Source organism: Cellvibrio sp. ATLC23 (assembly GCF_057196725.1).
On the sequence record NZ_JBXUOS010000004.1, the window covers coordinates 189671 to 209868 of the forward strand.

Genomic DNA, 20198 nt, shown 5'->3' on the forward strand with positions numbered 1-20198 from the left:
AATTAGACGTTGTAGCCCAGAGCCTGCAAACTTTCTTCTGCAATTTGCAGCACACTGGTATCAGCATTTTTATCGAGTTTGATCGCATCAAGATAATACTCAAGGCTAATCACAGCGTCGGCAAAAGTTTCCAACAAATGCTGAACTGCTGGATGTTGATCAGTCGCCAGCAAGTCTTCATCGACAAAACGCATACATCCCGCCAACACTTTTGCCGCTCGCGGCAAGCCCAACAGAAACATTCCTCCGCGCACCGAATCTAAAATTCCGGTGATATTGCGAATATGACCTTTGTCGTAATTCGATTCAGCAAATGCAGAAAGCGCCCGTTTGACCATCGATAACCCGGCCTCTGCTTCATCGATAACAATTTTTTCCGCTTCCGCAATTTGGTTGTTGGCCATAGCTGCATCGCGGGAAAGCGCATTAATTTGCGCAACTTTTTCATCGGAAAGGTTGGCGTTATTTAAGCCGGCGATTGTGCTTTCCACATACAAAAGTGTGTCAGCGACGACTAAGAGCTCATCGGGTGTAACCGGGCTGTGATTTGCTTGCCATACAGCAATTTTTTCAATTTCTTGTTTAAGGCTGTTGCTGGGCGATACCAAACCGACAATCGATAGAATATCGGCTACTTTTTTTAGCGTCTCTAACAACTCGGGCGATTCACTTAACAGCTCAGCGCCGCCCTGTGCGGCGCGCTCAAGAATATTTTTAGTGCTATGCAACTCATCGGTTAACACTGCCACCATCGAGCTGATGGTATTGGCGCTAGGGCCATTGAGGAATTCCATTTCGCGCGCGAGTTCTGCCTCGGTATAACTTAAAGGCGATACGCCATAAGCAGCCAAAACAGTTTTGGGTAGTTCTTGATCTGAGTGGGAGAGCGCCAATAAATAAATCAATTCTTTTTGCAGTGCCGGATCTACCTCGCGCCCTAAAACAGCATTGCCCTCAAATTGAAAGCGTTTTATTTCGCGTTCAACTGCACTAAACAACATTTTGCGGCTTTTAGTCATGCGCATATTTTTTTCTGCTAGGGCACCGACTGTAGCGCTACTTAGCCACCAAAAATTACTGAGCACACTGCCTGCAGCGGCAGATTCCAACCGCTGCAATGCGCGAGTCATCATGCCTAACGAGGCCTTGACCTGTACACCTTTAAGCACATTTAATAAACCGGTTTGGTACATGTGGCGTAAGCGGCGAACCAATACACTTAAATCTTCCGGCAGTTGTTGTGCTGCAACCAATTCGCGGTTCGCTTTTACTGATGGCAGCGGATAAAAATAACTTTCAGGCAAAGGTGCTGCCTTGCGCGCAAGCCGCAACTCGTTGACATGAGGAATTAATAGCATTGCCATACTGCGTGCTGTTTGGGTGCAGTATTCAAGGTAACGCGGCAGGATGAAAAAACTGGAGGTGAGTAATTCTAATTTTGCATCGGTTTTATCGTCTTCACCTAGGGTGATATCGGTGATGTGAATCACCAGTTCTTCGGCCAATAAATCCACACCGCGCAATTGAATTAAGCTCAGAATGCCGCGTATTTGTTTGATTCCATCGATACAGTTTTGCAGTAGTTCGCCATTATTGCGATCTTGTGAAAACTGTTCCAACCGGATAGCCGATTGCTCAATAGTCGCAACAAGTTCGTCCTGAACCATTTTGAGGGAAGCAAGGTTTAAGGTTTCTGTTGTGCTCACAATAACATCCTGGCGTTTGTCACTTTACGGGTAAGGCATGGCTATAGCACACAGCTTAGCCATGCAATTTATATAAATCACATTGACTCTATACCATGTTTGGCGTTATTTCACCGCTGCCGTGTAAATTAGCGCGGTCGAGGCTGGCAGTTTGCCAAACATCTCTCAGTTACCTATTGCGTCCAGTTCGTTTTTTCCACTGAATGCCCAAACGGCAGCCAAACACTTCAGCTACTCACGCAGCCAGACACAGTTATCGCCACTACTCTTGGCAATCACCGCTAATTTCTGGTTATGCAATTCCAGCTCTTCTTCAGTAGCCATTATAACTGGCAGGGGTTTACGACCAGTAGCTAGACGGCGTAGTGCATTTTGGTCTTCGCCGTCTTCATTTTTAGATTGATTGCCGCCGAGTGATAGCGCAGTCTGCCCACCGGTCATTAGCAAATAAACATCTGCCAAAATTTCGGCATCGAGCAATGCGCCATGCAACTCGCGCTGGGAGTTATCTACACCGTAACGCTTACAGAGTGCATCCAAATTATTTTTTTGGCCGGGATGCTTGGCGCGCGCCATTAGCAAGGTATCGATGACGTGACAGCGATCGCTGATACTGCCAAAACCTGGCCGCAGCATATTCATTTCATAGTTGAGGAAGCCGATATCAAACGCTGCATTGTGGATGATCAGCTCAGCATCACCGATAAACTGCAAAAACTCATCGGCGATACGGGCAAATACGGGTTTATCTTCCAGCATTGCGTTACTGATACCGTGCACAGCTTGCGCGCCCGCATCGATTTCGCGTTCAGGTTTTATATATTGGTGGTAGTGGCGGCCAGTAAGGCGGCGGTTAAATAACTCCACACAGCCTATTTCGATAATCCGGTGCCCTTGAGAGGTTTCAAGGCCGGTAGTTTCAGTATCCAGTACGATTTGACGCATCTGTCCAAGCCTTCATTTAAAACGGTAGTTAAACCCTGTTGTCGTCATTGCAGGTATAGGGCGATAGAGCGCGAATGCGCAAACCTAAACCCGGTGCAGGGCCAAGAATTCGGGTGACGGCCAAGCCGCGCAATGGGCGATAGCGCTGCCAGGCAGGTTTTATAGGTGTGAGCGGGATATGATCCTTGCGCGCCACCACCATATAGAATCCCCCCCAAGGCAGGCGCAGCTTTTTACCCCAGCGCTCCATCCAATGCAAATGTTTAATTGCTCGCTCTTGCGGTAACGGTGGCCGGAAAAAACCTTGGTAAACTGAAATCGGTTCCATATCCAACAATGTCAACCAATCAATCAATCGCCCCAGACGCAAATACTGGAAACGCCAGCGCGGCTGGGATTTTACGATACGTGCAAGACTGGCGCACAAACCCCAGAGGCTCCAGGGATTAAACCCCACCACAATAAGGTGCCCCTTGGGAATCACAATGCGGGTCGCTTCCCGCAAGAGATGATGCGGGCTTTGGCTAAAATCGAGACTGTGATGCAGCAGAACTGCATCGATTGATTCGGCCGCCAGTGGTAAGTGATTGAAATCGACCAATGCACCAATCGGTGCTTGTGTTGTAGTCTGGTGATCGTCTAGTTGGGGATGCAGTATAAAACGGTGAGTAATGCGGCTCTCTGTGGTTAAGTCCAAGCGGCCACTGATGCTGAGCTGTAATAAGTGATAACCAAACACACACTGCAAGCCATCAGCAATTGCCTCTTGTTCTTCTGTCAGCAGCGCTTGGCCTAGTGGTGATTCAAGCCAACCTGTCACATCATTAATTGACTCTTTTATCGGCAAGACACCAAAGCGCTTTTTCCAGATTGCAGAAAAGCGGATCAGTAATCGATGCGGTGTTTTTATCAACTTACGATGCATTTTTTACCTTTTCTCCCCGCGCCCAGAGGTTCTCTGCCAGACACACATATATAAAGATCACCACAATCTAGCACAAGCACCAAGGGTAAATTAGCTTTATAAAGAACTGACTTGGCAGGCGTAGAATAGGCACCTGATTCTTGTGAGACACGATTATGTTAACGATTACCCCCATTCCCGCACTCGACAGTAATTATTTTTGGGTGATTCGCCCTGATATAAGCAGCCCATCGGTCTATGTTGTTGACCCGGGGGATGCCGCGCCAGTAATGGATTTTCTCATTCGCAACCAGCTAGAACTCCGCGCTATTTTGGTCACCCATCGCCATCGTGACCATACCCAAGGAATTACAACCTTGCTTGCGCATTGGCAAGTCCCCGTGTACGGACCAGACTCAGAATTAATCCCGCAAATAACCCACACACTTGGCGACAATGATGCACTGCAATTGGACGGTATCACATTCAGGATTATTGCGGTGCCCGGCCATACTTGGGAGCATATTGCCTATTTTTGCGATAGTGCCAATAATCTTTCCCCGCTCCTGTTTTGTGGCGACGCGCTCTTTGCCGGTGGCTGTGGGCGGCGTTTTGATGGCACAGCAGAAATCATGTGGGCCTCGCTGCAAAAGCTCGCCGCTCTACCTGACCACACACAAATCTATTGCGCCCATGAATATACCCAAGCCAACCTGGCCTTTGCTGTTGCAGTAGAGCCTGACAACGCTGAACTATGCGCTCGATTTGAACAGGTCAAGCGCGCCCGTGCGAAAGGCCAGATCACCCTGCCCTCGAATATTTTGCTGGAAAAAAGAACAAATCCTTTTTTGCGCTGTCAACAAGCTGGCATCAAAATCTTCACTGAGCAAAAGACAAATCAAGTACTTTCCACTCCGGCTGACGTATTTGGTGCATTGCGCTTAATCAAGGATACCTGGCCAAACTAATTCAGCTAAGACGCAAATCTAAAGTCCCGACCAGCTCTCAAGCGAGTTGTGACAGGTTGCCCTTATTCCGAATTAAGCGTTGACCCATGCGACGCCTGCACCTAGAATCCGAGATCCACAGCCCCAATAAGGGCAGAGGCAATCACTACGCAGCCGTTATTTGACGAAATAATAGGATAAAAATCCTAAAGCGAAAAATAAGAAGGCAAATATCAACCGGATTTTTCACCCTCAATAAGGCTGGAACATCCCCGTGACAAGTGACCCTATTGACCTATGAAGCATTCCATTCGCTCTGCGCTGCTACCCGTTATTTGCCTTGCATGGTTTCTCATTCTTGCTGGATGTAGCACTCTTAAAAAGGCTGATGATCCTGTCGCCGACATTTCCATTACCGAGCCCATCACCCCATCTGAAAAATCCAAATTGGGCGCAAAACCACGGGAACATACCGACGATTATGGCAACCTGTGGGATGAGATTATTGACGGTTATGACTTTCCGGAAATCAGCGATGCCAAGGTCGATAAAAATCTTCGCTGGCTAGCCAACAATCAGCGGTACCTCGACCGGGTAACTGAACAGAGCAAACCCTATCTGTATTATGTAGCCAATGAATTGCGCGAAAATGATATGCCGATGGAGCTAGCACTCTTACCTATTGTTGAAAGTGCTTACAACCCGTTTGCGTCCTCCCCAAGCAAAGCGCTGGGCATTTGGCAGTTTATGCCGCGCACTGGGCGTACTTTCGGATTGAAACAAAACCACTGGTATGATGGGCGCCGCGATATCATCGCCTCTACCGATGCTGCCGTGCGTTACCTAAAACGGTTGAACACTATGTTCGATGGCGACTGGTTGCTGACCATTGCCGCCTACAATGCAGGCGAAGGAACCATTCGTCGTGCAATTGATAAAAACCGCAAACTAGGTAAAGGAACCGATTTTTGGTCGCTCTCGCTCTCGCAGCAAACCCAATCTTATGTTCCGCAGTTACTCGCCCTTTCCAAAGTCATCGCCGAACCAGAAAAATACGATCTGGAATTAGAAGAAATTGAAAATAATCCCTATTTCACCACTGTGAATGTCAGCTCGCCCATCGACCTTGCCCAAGCGGCACGCATGGCGGAAATAGATCCTAAAGAATTACGCAACCTCAATGCTGGCTATAACAAATGGATTACCGATCCCACTGGCCCGCATCAATTGTTAGTTCCTGTTGCCGATGCCGCACAATTTACCCTGAGCCTCGACAAACTTCCCAAAATTACACCCATTCAGATTGCGGGAGATTACAAAGTAAAGTCTGGCGATACCTTGGGCGCGATTGCAAAACGTTTTGGAACAAGTGTTGCGGCGATTCAATCGGCTAACAAGCTAAAATCCACTCAGTTGAAAATCGGTCAAAGTCTAAGTATTCCCGGTCAAGCACCATTGAATTCACCCTATGCAATTCAAGCCGAACAAGAGATTGCCCAGCGCAATCAAAAAAACACCGGCACTTTCTACACAATCCAGTCTGGCGACAGCTTCTGGACTATCGCTAAAAAACACGGCACAAGTGTGAGCAATTTGCTGAAATGGAACGACATGTCAGCCAAATCTCATTTAAAACCGGGGCAGAAATTATTGGTGATGAATACTACCGCCGCCCAGAAAGACAATAAAATCACCTATCAAATTAAGGGAGGTGACACGCTGTACAAAATCGCCAACAAATTTGATGTATCTAAAAAGGATATTTTGAGTTGGAACAAAGTAAAAGATGAAAGTTACATTCACCCTGGTCAGGAATTAACGATTTATCTCACCGCCAAAAAATAATATCTTTATGCTTAGCGCATCAGCGCACACAAAAAGGCCAGCAATTACGCTGGCCTTTTTAGTTTGAGGGTAATAGAGGGTTCTAATTAAACGTATCGCATGCCTCTATTTTGGTTAACTTTAAACAAAACTGCATTTTAATCCGTTGATGTCCGAGTATTCCCTTATAAAACAATGTGTTAATTCGCTTTCTAATTCCCAAAATTTGGCGAATATGAGCGCCAAATTTTGGGAAACAGGCTTTTCACTGAATTAACGGTATTATTCCTCATCAATTCCCTTTATCAATCTTGGATTTTCCATTCCTTTAAAATCAAATTTTTGGGAGTCCTGTAGCTTCGCATCAGAGAAGTCAAACTCACCGTGGAAGATAAAATGCTCCCACGCCAACAATGATGAGGTTTTGACTTTCTTCAAAATTGCAGTGCGTTCAACGTCCGTCTTGGCACGCATAAGCAACTGCGAGACGTACATAAAGTTCCAGCAGACAACAACATTTTTCAAAATGCGCTTGCAGCACTCTGCCAGTTCCTGATCTTCTTTCAGTGTTTGGCTGTACTCCAGGCGACCTATGGCGAGTGCCTTATTGAGGCGATTACCTGATTCCCCTTTATTTAATTGTTTATGGACTGCGGCACGGAGATCTACATCATCGACATACCGCAATATGTACAGTGATTTGGGGATTCTTCCGAATTCTTTTAGCGCACAATAAAGCGAGTTTTCATCCGCCGAATACGAATTTAGCCGCTTAAAAATTTGTGATGCTGAAACCTCACCCAGCTTGATTGACGCTACAAGGCGAAGAATATCCTCCCAGTGCTTTTCGAGAAGTTTACGATTAATCCGTTTTTCTGGAAGAATCAGGTATTCCTTTTGCTTGTAAACTGATGGATATTTACCGGAATAAAGGTGCTGCTTATGTACATTTTTAATCCTCGGTGCAAACGAGATTTTAAGCAGATATGTCATCCCAAATACCGCTTCAGTATAACCATGCGTATCCGTTGAGTGCATATCTGACTTTACTGTTTCATTCCGCAATACCCCATCAACCATATAGTGCGCCTCTCGCTCGGCACCACTAATTACCATCGAGTGCGGAAAAAGGCCGCGAGCATCCGTATATCCGTATTCAGATAAAACCAAGTCCTTACCACCATATTTGAATGAGTGATTTGCATTGAAGGAGTCTTTGCTGACGGTCCATTTTTGACCATCACTGGAGGTCTGTAGTCCATATTCTGATCGGTACAATTGTGATAGCGGTAGTTTGTTGACAAAACGGATGATGGCGTCACTGGCTCGCCGTGCATTATCCAGACTGAAATAGGCAGTGGATGTTGATTCAAGCGTTGAGTTTTTTATAGAACGTGAATGTTTGGCAAGTTTCTTTGTGCCAATATGAGCACCAAGACCGATAATACAGGCATAAAAATTTCGATCCTCAGGTCGATATTTTAAATATCGATGATCAATATGCTCAAACTCATCAAGAAACTTTGTTGCTTGATTGACTGTATGCATAGCTTCGACAATAGATATCTGCACATCCTCAGGTAACAGCTCTATATCCAGCTTCTCGTCCAGTGCAAAAGTTGCAGCACTGGTGTTACGTTCCGATGTGAGTCGGTAGCCTCCCATTCCATCTGCTTCTACATACTCGTTTTTATTTTCCTTTAAATGCTCATTGGTTTCCTTGTATTGAGCATCAAGCTGTAGTTCAAGCTTGTCAAGCACCTTTTGCGCATCACTAAAATCCTGCATGTTGGCTTGGCTTAACAAATATGCGCGATCTGCCGCCCAACGCTCTGGAGAGATAAGATACTTATCCAGTTTTCTGTAGCGATAAGAGTCAACCACCGACAGTGAGTCTCGTTTGAGGGCGTCGGCGATGTACATAAACAACAGAACCTTATACAAAGGTTTATTAATAACGTTGTCGTTTTTGACAAATTCCTGTTCAGATTTGGTCATAAAATCGATAGGAAATTTATTGTCAATTTGTCCTTTGGTTTGTTTAAATCGCTGTATGGCTTTATAGATCACTTCACCGCTGGTATCACAACCAAATTCCAACCGCAGTAAAATGTCATTACATTTTCGTTGTAGCTTTAACGATGCTTCTTCATAGTGTTTCATCGTTAATGCGTGGCCGCTGACCTTATTAAGGTCTTCCTGAACATCATCAACGTGAATAATGATTTCACCCTCTGAGAACGATTCAGCACCAATGATTCTTTTGCTCTGCGTTACCTTTTCGCTGTCATCAAGCATGGGGTTTTCCAGAGTCTCGCGAAGATCAGTAACAACCTTCACCAAGTTTTGCGCATCCTTGACTAATAATTGAGTATGTTCCGTCTGGGTATTACGCTGCAAAAAATACTCTTCCTTGGCTTTGCGGTCTGCTTCATTCCGCACGGATGTGGTGGCTGCCAGAAAAGTTTCAGAGAGAGTGTCTTCTAGTTGTCGAAATTGATGAACAATAAACGCTGACATCAATAAATACCGCTGTGGATCTTTTAGCCTTTTAACCTGAAAAATTTGCTTTTTCTGCACCTGAGATGCAAAACGTTTAAGTCCATCCTGGGTGAAATCAAGTTGATCAATGACAGGCTTTGTGAAGTTGTAAAGTGGTTGCAAAAGGTCGAAGGATTCGATGTTCTCCTTGACCTTCATTGCGCGAATGGACTGATTGAATTTTTTAAGCAGAGTAACTCGATGTGGTTGCCATTGGTCATTGGCATCTTCTGGCTTTTCTAGTAACTGATCGAGTGCCTGTTTGTCGTCTTGGCGAAGAAGACGCGTTACCTTTTTGATTTGATCATCGAGGTGATTGCTGTAGAGATCATCAATGGTTTTGGTAAGGGTCGCAAAATTAGGCGTTTCGATTTTGTGACCGAATAACCATCGATTCACATCCTCAAAACAGCGTGCAGGGCTTTTTTGGCTGCGAGAAGAGTTTCTGATGAGCGTTTGCAGTCCATCAAGTTTAGCGATATCAAATAACGAATAGCCCAACAGTTCGCGAATCGACTGCCGGTGGCGATCTCTTGTATTAGGTCGGTACTCTGACCAAGAGAACGAACCCGCATATCTAAATTTTGCCGCAACGTAATCAATATCTGCTTGGACAGCCGTGTCGAAAAACTGTCCTGTGGCGCGAAAATATCCGTAGGCGACGGTTAGAAAAACTTTATTGTCATCTCCCCGTACTTTTGCCAACAAGGTATGCCCGAATTTTTCATCGACGTAAAAGTAGCGCTTTCGATCAGGGGCTTTAAAGGTGGGAGGATTATCGTGAAATGACTGGTTGTCGAATTTGTCGTACATAGAACACTCCTTTCGTTAATGGACACAGCAGGAGTTTTAAATGTACATTTTATGAGCAGAATTTAACGTGGACTAGATCTCTCCTTGCATACACTGCTTGCAGTCCGCGCAGTCAATATTGAGCCCAGGTTTACCCCACACCTGAATATGGCAGCTTTTGCAGCAATATTTTATCCGGCCTGACTTGGCGCGAGGTTTTGAGGTTAAGATCTCCTGTAATAAATTTTGTTCTGCCTCATCGCTCATATCATGTTCACAGAAACTTTCCCGCTGTGCGGGCTGAAGCCGGAAAGTTTCTTCTTGATCATCGTGTGCTATGAGTACTTCGCTTGTCACTGAAGCGATTGCTTGTGAGGATTTTGCAGCCAGCATTTTGCTGTTGTTTTTAGCATTGAGCTTGCTGTCCAGTTCGATAGCTCGCCCTTTGTCGTCATAGGCTAATACGGGTATTTCCAGGCGGAAGACTGGGTAGCGATCCACCCAAGGTAAGATAAAGCCTTTGGCCAGTAATACCTGACAGCTACGATGGAACGCGCCTTCGTACATGACATAATCCATCATCCACTCACCGGTCTTTTCTCCACCAGGAAGCCCGTTAGATGATGGCATCAACCCAATGCGGGTCATTTGCTTGGCCCACTCGATATTGTGATATCCACGCCGTCCAGGTTTGCCAAAGTGGGCCTGCCAGATATGGGCCATCTCGTGGCAAAGGGTTTGGCATATTTCGATGAGGGGATATTTAGCGAAGTATTCAGGGTTGACTGCTAGTTCATCCACGTACTGGCGTTGAGCATTTACCCAGCGCCCGATTGAAGCGTAGCCCATGACTTTACGTTGACGGTGATAGGTAATGATGACTTCCGGCAGTTGCCCGCCGAACAGCGCTGTATTAAAGTAATCGTACGCACTCAATATCGTCTCGTAAGTATCGAAAGTCGCTCTTACTGTCATTTCTCCCGTCTTCTCCCTCCAATCCCAAGTATTTTCGTGTGTACAATCCAAAAAATGCACCATATTTGTGCATTTTTAATGCTTTTATCTGGCTCTTTTCATTTCCAGCTAATCAATGATCAAATTGGCTCATACAATCTACCAAAGGATGGAGAGCAATACACGAATCAATTTCATACATATATCCAATATTCATACAATTTTCCAAAAACCGAAAAAGATCATGTGTGAACCACATGGAGGAAGATTGAAAAAGCAAGAAGTTAAGTCAGGTGATAACTGAGGTTTGGGAGAGTCTTATGACGGCAATGCGAGGGAGGTGGTGGCAAACGGATCTGTATCGATATAGCGCATAGCAGACCGGACATCCTTCCAGCCAATATATTCCATGGTAGTTTTCAAATCCCAGCCGTTGGCTGTAGCCCAGGTAGCGAATCCCCGGCGCAGTGAATGACTGGAGAACTCATCGGCATTCGCAATTCCGGCCATCTTAATCAGATTACGCAGCAATGCAATGAAACTTGTTGGATGCATGGAGTCGGTGCCCATTTGACCCCACCGATTAATGGCCGGAAATAACGGACCTTGCGTCAGGCCAGCGGCTAGAAGCCATGACTGGCAGGCTGCGACTGGACATAATCGTTGCAAGGCCGGTGCTTTAAATGTCGCCCCCGAGTGTTCCGTTTTGGTGTGTGGTAGATAAAGCGCCATGCCTTCACCTGGGTGCAACTCCACGTGTTCAACACAGACCCGGCTTAGCTCATCACTACGAAAACCTCGCCAGAATCCTAGTAGAAGTATTGCCCGATCACGCAGAATTCTGAGCTGTTTCTCCCGATTCGCACTGTCTTCAAATTGTTGCGTGAGCCATCCATCAATGCATTCCAATTGGCTAACTGACAGGGGCTTGGCTTGTTGAGGGCGGGACGGATGCAAGGCTTGGATACCTTTCATCACCTTTTTAACTATCGGGCTTTTGGTTGGATCGGGGAAGCCTTGATCCAAATGCCATTGGGCAATCGCTGCCAATCGCAGTTTTAATGTACTGATTGCCAGTGCATCCGCGTAATGAGCGAGGTACCGCGCTATTGAATCTGCCGTCGCGGGCAAAAAGCCACCCCATTGAACTTCATAATGCTCAATCGCAGCTTGGTAGCTCTTCCGCGTGTTGTCACGCGTAGCGGCATTAATGTACTGATCTACGGTTGCCATAATGGATTTGTTGTTTGCCCTGTCATTGGCAAATAGTGCACTGGAGTGCCAAATGAAGCAATACTGTTATCTATATACTCATCAATATCGTGCCGCCTATACAGACGTTAAGAACTAATGATTGCGACCATAAAGCCAATGGGCGGGCTGATAAGCCTCAATGATATTTTCGCAGTCTGACTGAAAATGATTTATGTGGGGCTGCTGGATTCTCGTGCATAAAGCCGATTCAATTGCAGCAACTCTTGCCGAAACCGGCCAAATACATCGATGGTAGTTTCATAGGATTGTGCCAGCACGGAAATATGAATGGGTTTCTGGTCGTCTGTATTATTTTGTGCTTCACCTACAGGCATATTTTCAAAAATAATTTCCGTGATTTCTTCGGTATGTGATGGTTCTTGTAGCCTAATGGCAAGCGGCTGCTCATCGTCACTATTCGGCATAGTGTCGCGTCGAATAGTTGCAGATTCCGGTATTTCTTCTGCGACACGATTTGCGTATTCCACTAGATTAGGTTCAGCCGGTAGATACAAATAACTTTCACCGGGAATGTCTCCCATACGTAAAACACGGCCCAATACCTGCCGGAAATGCAATTCTGTTTTAACCCGGGTCAGGTGGCAGCAGACACGCAGCCGTGGAATGTTAGTGCCCTCGCTTACCATTCCTACAGAGATAATCCAGGGCTGGGTGCTGTTTCTAAAGGAATTAATCGTGCCGTGGGCATTTTCGTCCAAATAGGTGGCGACGCAAGCTCGCTGCCCCAAATGACGTTCCAGTAGCATTGCAATCTTATAGGCATGTTCTACCGATGCCGCGACGATAAGACCGCCCGCATTTTGGTGTTGCTTGCGAATTTGCATCAACTTCTTGGAGGATTGTTTTAACAAATACACAATCAGAGCATCGTTATCAATCAGTTGCTGATAGGAACAATCTGATAACGTAAGTAGCTCTGCAAAAGATGAATATCTCTCCGTGGTATCGCTGCGTTTTACGATGATGCGATCATTGTCCACCAGCGTGATGCTGGGGGCTCGACACACATTTTCCTGAATAGCCTGCGTCATTCCATAAATAAAATCACAGCGGATTTTGTTTTGCTGACAGTAACTGGATAACGCAATTGGGATTCGGTCAGAGCGCCAAGGTGTGCCGGTCAAGGCAATGGTATAAGCCGCGCGCCCCTGAATATGTTGGATGATGGTTTGCCCCCAGGCATTGGCATTTTCAAGGTTATCACCCGCACAGTGATGGATCTCATCAAAGATCACCAAAACACGATGCGTTTGGAACAATGCCCAAAAAGCATCTTCCAGGCTCAACATTGATTGATAGGTCAATGATTGCCCCCTCGACCCGAGACGGCCATCCATTCGGGAATGAGTATGGGTTTCCAGCGCTTGCTGGAAATCGGAAGATACAATGATTGAGGGAGAGAAACACAGTACCAAATCAACCATGCCTAGTTGTAACAACTGCTGCGCCAAGGTTGCCGCCATGACTGTCTTGCCCGCACCTGGGGTGGCAAGGCACAGGAAGTGGTTATCTTCGTTTCTGAATTTCACCAGAGCCTGCTCTACACACCTGGATTGCCAGCGCCTTAACCTCATTGCGCTAAACCTGTTTCCCTTGCCAATAAGCTTTCCAGCGCTTTCACACGGCCCAGCAGCTTGGAACATTTGTCCCGGGATTGGTTGTAGAGGGGCTGCACATCGTCTCTTAGTTCGGGCATCTCACTACATATCGAGTCATATTCTTCCGTTTCGCCCATTGCGGAGAGCATTTCCAATTTATGCCGATTAAGTCGTTCTTGAAGGCTTTGGCGAGGGTTATCTTTTGGGGCTGTCGCTCTATCATGAGTCGCTAGTGGTGCGACAGCTACTAGGGGGGGTTCCCCTAAGGTTCTAAATTGAGGGGTTAATCGATACAACGGCCAGCCACTTTCCACAACGACACGGGTCAGCTCTCCATTATCGATAAGGCGGAGCATATTGCGATAGACAAACTGTCGAGCCGCTTTTTTGGAGCCATGAAGACATGTCGGATCGTTCAAATAAGCTGTTGTGAGATCGTGTACGGTGAACTCGCGATTTACCAACGTTGTTAATGCCGAGAGCAGCCCGGACTTAACGGTGAGAGATTTCATGATAGAAATTGACGCCTTCTGTCTCGAATTTCGCGCCATTCTATCCTGTCTCTATCATCGAGACAATGAAATCATCTCCTTACTCACCTCACTACGAAAAGTTACGACTCTGGCTAAAAAAACAGCGGGAGGCCAGTGGTTTGACACTCCGTGAAGCCTCTCTCGCTATGGGGCGGCATCATTCTGTGCTGGGCAAGATGGAGCAGGATCGACGAAAAATTGAAGTGCTTGAGTTTGTGAGGTATTGCCAAGTTTTAGGTGTCGATCCTCATGAGGGTTTGGATATTCTTATTTACTCCCTGCAAGATGAGAACAATACACCACAATAAAGTAGAAGCATTTATATCCACGTCAAATGAATTACACTGCCCATCCTAACTAACTTCCTTTTATCTCGCCGCATGGAATTGCTACAACCGATTGTCCTGTTTCGAAAAGCAATACTGAAAGCAAAAGTAGATGGATTCCAATTTGATTCATTGGATCTTTTTCCGCTTAATTGTTGCGAGTTTTCTTCGAATTTATTAGCAAAATTTCTGATTGAAAAAATTGGCTTATCATCCCTGGAAATAGTCACCGGCGAAAATCGCTATAAAAAATCCCAGCGGCATGTTTGGTTAAGGCTTGATGAAACTGACATAGACATTACCGCCAACCAATTCTCATCGACAGATAAAACGGTCTTTGTTGAAGTGCGTAGTCAGTGGCATCAGCGTTTTAAAATAATTAATGTTGAAAAGCCACATCCTCAGTTGATGCAACTTAATAAAGAAGCAAGATCCGCATTACTACATGATTATAAAAAAATCCTTAACTGCCTCGCCCACCTATAACAATGATTGAGATAGAACGATTTAAAAATAATTGCGCAATGGAGAAAATATGATTTCTGATATGACCAAAGCAAATGTTCTGATTGCGGTGGCAGGCGGCCAATCAGTCGCTGAAGCAGCAAAGTCTTATGGGCTTAGCGCTGCCCAAGCGAGAGGTGCGTTACCCCGATTTTGTCAGCACTTGAAATTACGCTGGGATCTTGAAGACATTCGAGCTAATCCACAAAAATATATTGATGCAGCTACAGTTGTATTATCTTCACAAAAAAATTCTCTTCGAAGGGTGCTGCGGAATAATTTGGTGGGTAAGTTGAAATTACGCTCCACTGATGAGCTTACGCCGCAGTATGTCTCTAACATTAGCGCAGAAACTCTGCTATCAAATGGCCTCACTGAAACCGGACTTGTTGAAATACAAGAGTGGTTGCTTGCCAATGGATTGTCGTGCAAGCGAAAGTTTCCAGAAAAAAGTGAATACTTGCGAATGGTTCAAAAAGCTATCATTTTACTGGATGCCTTTGGCTTGGATGCCTCTCACCCCAAGGCACAGTTGGAAAGTATTGATGAACAATAGAAACTTGGAAATAGCTCATGGCAAATTAATGCTTAAGTTAATGTGGGTTGGGCGACCACTGATGTTGGTCGCCCGAGATTAAAAACAGTATCAATTTGTTTTCGATTTTTTGACCATTTTATTTCGAACGCTAAGCCAGCTATAACCGCCTATTATGACTAAAGCAACTACCGCCTGAGCTGTAAATGTTTCCAGCGTTGGATAGAGGCCTAGCCATTCCACGCTCGGAATATCAAATATGTTTATACTCATCCATCCAGCCTCTTGTAAAGCAGATACACCTTTGCCAATCAAAATTATCGCAAGGATCATTACAAGGAAAGAGGTAAAAGAGAAAAATGTTCCTAATGGCATGCGAGCACTAGTGCGTAACAATACCCATGCAATCACCACCAATACTAATACTGCCGAGAAAAAACCGGCTATAAGCGCGACGTTATTTCCATCTGCCGCCAATGCCGAATAGAACAGGACTGTTTCAAACACTTCTCGGTACACTGCGATAAATGCCAAAATATATATTGCCCATGCCGAGCTGCTTGAAATTGCGCTTGATAGCTTTCTATCAAGATAATCCTGCCATTTGCCAGCGCTGCTTTTTTGGTGCATCCAAAGCCCAACACCCAGTAAAACGACAGCAGCGAATATCGAACCAACCCCCTCGGTTATTTCACGGCTAGCACCACTGATTCCTATCAAGTAAGTTGCTATCACCCAAGTAAGCACTCCAGCGAACAACGCGCTTACCCATCCTCTATGAACATGGCGCAATGCATTAGATCTATCAGTTTTTTTCAAAAAGGTGATCATGCCGATAATAATCAACAAAGCCTCAACACCTTCGCGTAATAGAATTGTAAAAGCACCTATGAACGTAGTGCTTGGATCGGCATTAGTATTTTCGATAACCTTTTCGACGTGCAAAAAAAGTTGCTCGATTTGAGCTGCTGCTGTTTCAGCATCAGCAACTGTTCCTTTAGAAACAGCTGAACGATAGTTAAGCATGCCTTTTTCAATAGCAATCATTAGCGAGGCATCACGTGTAGCGACTATAGGTTCAAGCGGTTCGAAGCCATCCAGGTACGCCGATAAGCTCAATCGAGTAGCAAGATTTCGATCTCCGGCTCTCACTGCCGTCAGACTTTCTGCAAGCTGTAAACGCGCTAATCTCAAGCCAACAGGTTTGTTCGCTTCAACTACAGCGGGATCGGATCTTAAATATGCAGTTATAGTGCGAGCTATATTTTCTGGCGTTGTCTCGGACAACTGTGCTTCAGTGATCGTTGTAAGAGCCGGTAAATCGGGGAAGTGTCTCTTTAGTTCATTATCGTTTTTATTCCACAGCTGCTTGCCTTGTTCTCGCGCGGATTGACTGTGGGACAATGTTCCAACGTAAAAGGCGAGCGCCCATCGATCATCTTCGGGCAGTGAGTTGAAGCTCACCATTGACGTTCCTGCAACCCCTTGAGATATTACCTGATAAAGAGCCATGATACTTCGGGTGCGAGCACGCGCTACATCTGTAAATGCAATTGGCTTAGGATCTAAACTATTTGCAAGTAGACCATCACCTCGACCCTCAATCCCATGGCATGAAGCACATTGCGCCGCATACAGAGATTGGCCGCGTGCGAGATCAGGAATCGTTCGTGGCGCCACAGGAAAAGGATATGCAACAATTAATAATGCATTTGCTTGTTGCGCAAGATGAGCGACATCTTTACTTTCCTCTTTTCGCAAAACAGCTGCTTGAAGTTGACCAATCATTTTGGCGATATTTGGTTTGAGTCCGTGTTCGGGTAAGGCTTGCAATAGAGATTTCGCACTCTCTGTGAAATCCAGCATTTCGGCATATTCAGCCTCACTAGTCACAACGCCGTCGGTGACGGCTCCGCTGTAGTCAACCGCTACGTAATCGAGCAGCTGCCACAATTGCTTTGAATCGTCAGCGTTGGCAACTTGTGCCAATGTAGATCCTGCATTCAAAATACAGCTGATAATACTTAAAGTGATCCAATATTGGATTTTTTTGACATTCGTCACTTCTGAATTTTCCTTCTATTTAATTTTTTTGATGGATAAATTTTATCTCGCTGGAGACATATTTTAATGATGAAACCACCTGTAATTCTGGCTATATGAAGGAAAATTAAAATTTCATTCTTTGAATTCGCACAGCATTCAGAATGGCTAGCAATGCCACACCCACATCGGCAAAAACCGCTTCCCACATGGTTGCTAAACCACCTGCACCCAATATCAATACGACTGCCTTTACACCAAAGGCGAGGGAAATGTTCTGCCAAACAATGCGTTTAGTTTGTTTGCCAATAGTAATTGCAGTAGGAATCTTGCTGGGCTTATCATCCTGAATGACCACATCGGCCGTTTCGATAGTTGCATCGCTGCCTAAGCCGCCCATTGCTATACCAACATCACTTAGTGCAACTACCGGTGCGTCGTTCACGCCATCGCCTACGAAAGCAACGGTTTCATGTTTAGCTTTGATTTCCTTTACTTTATTCACTTTATCTTCTGGCAGTAAGTCACCAAAGGCATTAGTGATACCTAATTTTTGTGCGACAAATTGAACCACAGAACTTTTGTCACCGCTGAGCATGGTAATGTTGACACCGAGTTTTTTTAGTGTGTCTACCGTTAATTGTGCATCCTCCTTAATGCTGTCGGCGATAGTAATGTAGCCTGCGAATTTATGATCGTAGGCAATAGCGATGACGGTATACACAATGGTGGCAGGATCAATATCGTAGGTGACGGCGTATTTATCGAGCAATCTAAAATTACCTACCAATAACTCTTTTCCATTCACGTCCGCTTTCAATCCATGAGCCGATATTTCTTCAACATTATTTAATTTAATGGCACTATCAATATCGCCTACAAATTGATGAATGGCTGTTGCTACAGGATGCGTACTCTGGCTTTCCAGTGCATTGACAATTTTCAGAATTTCAACCCGATTGACCTCAGGTTTGAGGTTGACCTCTTGCACTTTGAATACACCTTCAGTCATTGTGCCGGTTTTATCCACCACTACATTTTGAATTGTAGAAATGGTGTCTAAAAAATTACTGCCTTTGAACAAAATACCATTTTTGCTCGCTGCGCCTATGCCGCCGAAATATCCCAGTGGGATACTGATCACCAGCGCGCACGGGCATGAGATCACGAGAAAGATTAGCGCGCGATATAACCATTCACTGAACACATAAGCTTCGAGAAAAAAGTAAGGCAACACACAAATGGCGACGGCTAAAACAACCACAATTGGGGTGTATATCTTGGCGAATTTTCGAATGAACAATTCAGTGGGAGCTTTTTGCGCAGCAGCGTTTTGTACTAACTCCAAAATCCTCGACAGTTTACTATCGGTATAAGCGGTGGTAACTTTGACTTGTGATACGGTGTTGAGATTGATCATCCCCGCCAAAACTGCATCGCCTTTATTTTTCGTGTCAGGTTTACTTTCACCCGTCAGAGCGGCGGTGTTGAATGAGGCGCTTTGGGATAGAAGTTCACCATCCAGCCCTAATTTTTCACCTGCTTTAAGCTGGATAATATCGCCAATGTTGACTGTCTCTGCCTTAAGCGTAATGGCTTGATTATTGTGTATTACTGTCACTTCGTCGGGACGTTGATCGAGCAGTGTTTTGATATTGGTTTTGGCTCTTTTTACTGCCAAGGTCTGGAACACTTCACCAACAGAATAAAACAACATTACGGCAACACCTTCTGGGTATTCGCCGATCGCGAAGGCCCCGATTGTTGCAATACTCATCAATAGAAATTCTGAAAATACGTCACCCTTGATGATGCTCTCAACCGCCTCTCTCAAAACCGGCAGACCAACGGGTAGATAGGCACCCACGTACCAGCCAATACGCAACCAGCCAGTAAACCAGGGTTGCGGAAAATAATTATCCAGTATTAGCGCAATCAACAATGCTATTAAACTAATCGCGGCGGGCAGAAACAGTTTGACGTTACTGTCGCTACTGCTGGCATGATCGTGTCCGTCATCATTGGTGAGCTGACTGTGGTCGTCAGTCGCACAACAACAGTCTTTAACGGATTTGTTTTTTATTAGTGCATCAGCTTGAGCGTTTATTTTTTTTTCTGTACAGCACAGTTGTTTTCCCTGCGCATCGTAGCTGTGTGTATGTTTCATGGTGTTCCCTCTTGAGAAGTGGCGATTAAATTTGGGGGCATCATTGATGAATACTCAACATGGGCAAGCTCACAGTAAACCTCGTCAATATCACCGGGGTCAGTGAATTTCATGTGGTTTTTTTTGATAGCTCGTTTTAATGATCAATGTCTGCCGTTGTATGTCATTGATCACTACCGAAAAATATCCTTTGCGCCGAGTATTAGGGCGGTAATGCAGGTGACAAGGTGCGTAATCTGCATTGAGAGTTTTTAACAAAACGCCTTGGGAATCGAATATCTGAAGCTGCAACTGTCCGCACGCGACATGCGGTCTTTTTTGTGTTGGCCAGACCCCACTGCTTATCGTTAGCGCGCCGTCGTTAAATTTGGCGGTCGCGTTGCTCAACTCAAGATTGAACTGACGCAACGCGTCGTCCTCGAACACAATATCAGCGACATTGGGATCTGTTGTTTGGCAAGCATTCAAGAACACGCTAATTGATAGCAGAATGAGTAGTCTTGTCAGAGTAGTCATGATTTATGCTCCTGCGAGGAAACCGGTCGATGACCGGGCAATGTGCCCAGGTCATCGGTTTTCATTTGATCTGCGCAATCAGCGTCAA

16 protein-coding genes are annotated in these 20198 nt (G+C 45.4%); 5 read left to right on the forward strand and 11 right to left on the reverse strand.

The genetic code is table 11. The annotated features are described in order from the left end of the window. Positions 1 to 2: 2 nt before the first annotated feature. The 3 genes from AC2CG4_RS08560 to AC2CG4_RS08570 form a co-directional block, all read right to left on the reverse strand. Positions 3 to 1706, reverse strand: a complete 1704-nt coding sequence (locus AC2CG4_RS08560; RefSeq protein WP_484485858.1) for a FimL-related protein — start codon at positions 1704 to 1706, stop codon at positions 3 to 5. Between the two features lie 231 nt (positions 1707 to 1937). Further along, the gene (gene dnaQ, locus AC2CG4_RS08565) at positions 1938 to 2651 is read right to left on the reverse strand and encodes a DNA polymerase III subunit epsilon (RefSeq protein WP_062065668.1); all 714 of its coding nucleotides are present in this window, start codon (positions 2649 to 2651) and stop codon (positions 1938 to 1940) included. Between the two features lie 28 nt (positions 2652 to 2679). Next, positions 2680 to 3576: a methyltransferase domain-containing protein gene (locus AC2CG4_RS08570; protein WP_484485859.1), complete on the reverse strand. Its 897-nt coding sequence runs from the start codon at positions 3574 to 3576 to the stop codon at positions 2680 to 2682. Positions 3577 to 3731: 155 nt separating this feature from the next. Here AC2CG4_RS08570 and gloB point away from each other — a divergent pair, with 155 nt between their 5' ends. Then, positions 3732 to 4523: a hydroxyacylglutathione hydrolase gene (gloB, locus tag AC2CG4_RS08575; RefSeq protein ID WP_484485860.1), complete on the forward strand. Its 792-nt coding sequence runs from the start codon at positions 3732 to 3734 to the stop codon at positions 4521 to 4523. 276 nt (positions 4524 to 4799) lie between these two features. After that, positions 4800 to 6347: a LysM peptidoglycan-binding domain-containing protein gene (locus AC2CG4_RS08580; protein WP_484485861.1), complete on the forward strand. Its 1548-nt coding sequence runs from the start codon at positions 4800 to 4802 to the stop codon at positions 6345 to 6347. 261 nt (positions 6348 to 6608) lie between these two features. Here AC2CG4_RS08580 and AC2CG4_RS08585 read toward each other — a convergent pair whose 3' ends face one another. From AC2CG4_RS08585 to AC2CG4_RS08605, 5 genes are all read right to left on the reverse strand, one after another. Then, complete coding sequence (locus AC2CG4_RS08585) at positions 6609 to 9680, reverse strand: Tn3 family transposase (protein WP_484485862.1); 3072 nt, start codon at positions 9678 to 9680, stop codon at positions 6609 to 6611. 72 nt (positions 9681 to 9752) lie between these two features. Next, positions 9753 to 10634: a SprT-like domain-containing protein gene (locus AC2CG4_RS08590; protein WP_484485863.1), complete on the reverse strand. Its 882-nt coding sequence runs from the start codon at positions 10632 to 10634 to the stop codon at positions 9753 to 9755. A gap of 297 nt (positions 10635 to 10931) precedes the next feature. Beyond that, positions 10932 to 11846 (reverse strand): site-specific integrase, encoded by a 915-nt coding sequence (locus AC2CG4_RS08595; protein ID WP_484485864.1) that lies wholly within the window; start codon positions 11844 to 11846, stop codon positions 10932 to 10934. A gap of 191 nt (positions 11847 to 12037) precedes the next feature. Next, positions 12038 to 13462, reverse strand: coding sequence for a DEAD/DEAH box helicase (locus AC2CG4_RS08600; RefSeq protein WP_484485865.1), 1425 nt, complete (start codon positions 13460 to 13462; stop codon positions 12038 to 12040). Beyond that, positions 13459 to 13998 (reverse strand): hypothetical protein, encoded by a 540-nt coding sequence (locus AC2CG4_RS08605; RefSeq protein WP_484485866.1) that lies wholly within the window; start codon positions 13996 to 13998, stop codon positions 13459 to 13461. The genes AC2CG4_RS08600 and AC2CG4_RS08605 overlap by 4 nt, the downstream gene beginning before the upstream one ends. A 65-nt stretch (positions 13999 to 14063) precedes the next feature. On the opposite strand from AC2CG4_RS08605, the gene AC2CG4_RS08610 reads away from it, so the two are divergent. From AC2CG4_RS08610 to AC2CG4_RS08620, 3 genes are all read left to right on the forward strand, one after another. Continuing rightward, positions 14064 to 14327: a helix-turn-helix domain-containing protein gene (locus AC2CG4_RS08610; protein WP_062065859.1), complete on the forward strand. Its 264-nt coding sequence runs from the start codon at positions 14064 to 14066 to the stop codon at positions 14325 to 14327. Between the two features lie 72 nt (positions 14328 to 14399). Continuing rightward, a complete protein-coding gene (locus tag AC2CG4_RS08615; RefSeq protein ID WP_062065856.1) occupies positions 14400 to 14831 on the forward strand; it encodes a hypothetical protein in 432 nt (143 codons plus the stop codon). A gap of 49 nt (positions 14832 to 14880) precedes the next feature. Further along, complete coding sequence (locus tag AC2CG4_RS08620) at positions 14881 to 15405, forward strand: hypothetical protein (protein ID WP_484485867.1); 525 nt, start codon at positions 14881 to 14883, stop codon at positions 15403 to 15405. Positions 15406 to 15495: 90 nt separating this feature from the next. Here the strand turns inward: AC2CG4_RS08620 and AC2CG4_RS08625 are convergent, their stop codons facing one another. The 3 genes from AC2CG4_RS08625 to AC2CG4_RS08635 form a co-directional block, all read right to left on the reverse strand. After that, entirely contained in the window at positions 15496 to 17448 is a 1953-nt protein-coding gene (locus AC2CG4_RS08625; RefSeq protein WP_484485868.1) for a cytochrome c/FTR1 family iron permease, read from the reverse strand. 106 nt (positions 17449 to 17554) lie between these two features. Beyond that, positions 17555 to 19594 (reverse strand): heavy metal translocating P-type ATPase, encoded by a 2040-nt coding sequence (locus AC2CG4_RS08630; RefSeq protein WP_484485869.1) that lies wholly within the window; start codon positions 19592 to 19594, stop codon positions 17555 to 17557. Positions 19595 to 19693: 99 nt separating this feature from the next. Then, positions 19694 to 20110 carry a hypothetical protein gene (locus AC2CG4_RS08635; protein WP_484485870.1) on the reverse strand — a complete coding sequence of 139 codons (417 nt, stop codon included), beginning with the start codon at positions 20108 to 20110 and terminating at the stop codon, positions 19694 to 19696. Positions 20111 to 20198: the final 88 nt, after the last annotated feature.

Bases quoted from the DNA above. Each gene is read 5' to 3' on its own strand.
- dnaQ (WP_062065668.1), bottom strand. From the start codon at position 2,651: ATGCGTCAAATCGTACTGGATACTGAAACTACCGGCCTTGAAACCTCT.
- AC2CG4_RS08570 (WP_484485859.1), bottom strand. From the start codon at position 3,576: ATGCATCGTAAGTTGATAAAAACACCGCATCGATTACTGATCCGCTTT.
- gloB (WP_484485860.1), top strand. From the start codon at position 3,732: ATGTTAACGATTACCCCCATTCCCGCACTCGACAGTAATTATTTTTGG.
- AC2CG4_RS08580 (WP_484485861.1), top strand. From the start codon at position 4,800: ATGAAGCATTCCATTCGCTCTGCGCTGCTACCCGTTATTTGCCTTGCA.
- AC2CG4_RS08585 (WP_484485862.1), bottom strand. From the start codon at position 9,680: ATGTACGACAAATTCGACAACCAGTCATTTCACGATAATCCTCCCACC.
- AC2CG4_RS08590 (WP_484485863.1), bottom strand. From the start codon at position 10,634: ATGACAGTAAGAGCGACTTTCGATACTTACGAGACGATATTGAGTGCG.
- AC2CG4_RS08595 (WP_484485864.1), bottom strand. From the start codon at position 11,846: ATGGCAACCGTAGATCAGTACATTAATGCCGCTACGCGTGACAACACG.
- AC2CG4_RS08600 (WP_484485865.1), bottom strand. From the start codon at position 13,462: ATGAGGTTAAGGCGCTGGCAATCCAGGTGTGTAGAGCAGGCTCTGGTG.
- AC2CG4_RS08605 (WP_484485866.1), bottom strand. From the start codon at position 13,998: ATGAAATCTCTCACCGTTAAGTCCGGGCTGCTCTCGGCATTAACAACG.
- AC2CG4_RS08610 (WP_062065859.1), top strand. From the start codon at position 14,064: ATGAAATCATCTCCTTACTCACCTCACTACGAAAAGTTACGACTCTGG.
- AC2CG4_RS08615 (WP_062065856.1), top strand. From the start codon at position 14,400: ATGGAATTGCTACAACCGATTGTCCTGTTTCGAAAAGCAATACTGAAA.
- AC2CG4_RS08620 (WP_484485867.1), top strand. From the start codon at position 14,881: ATGATTTCTGATATGACCAAAGCAAATGTTCTGATTGCGGTGGCAGGC.
- AC2CG4_RS08630 (WP_484485869.1), bottom strand. From the start codon at position 19,594: ATGAAACATACACACAGCTACGATGCGCAGGGAAAACAACTGTGCTGT.
- AC2CG4_RS08635 (WP_484485870.1), bottom strand. From the start codon at position 20,110: ATGACTACTCTGACAAGACTACTCATTCTGCTATCAATTAGCGTGTTC.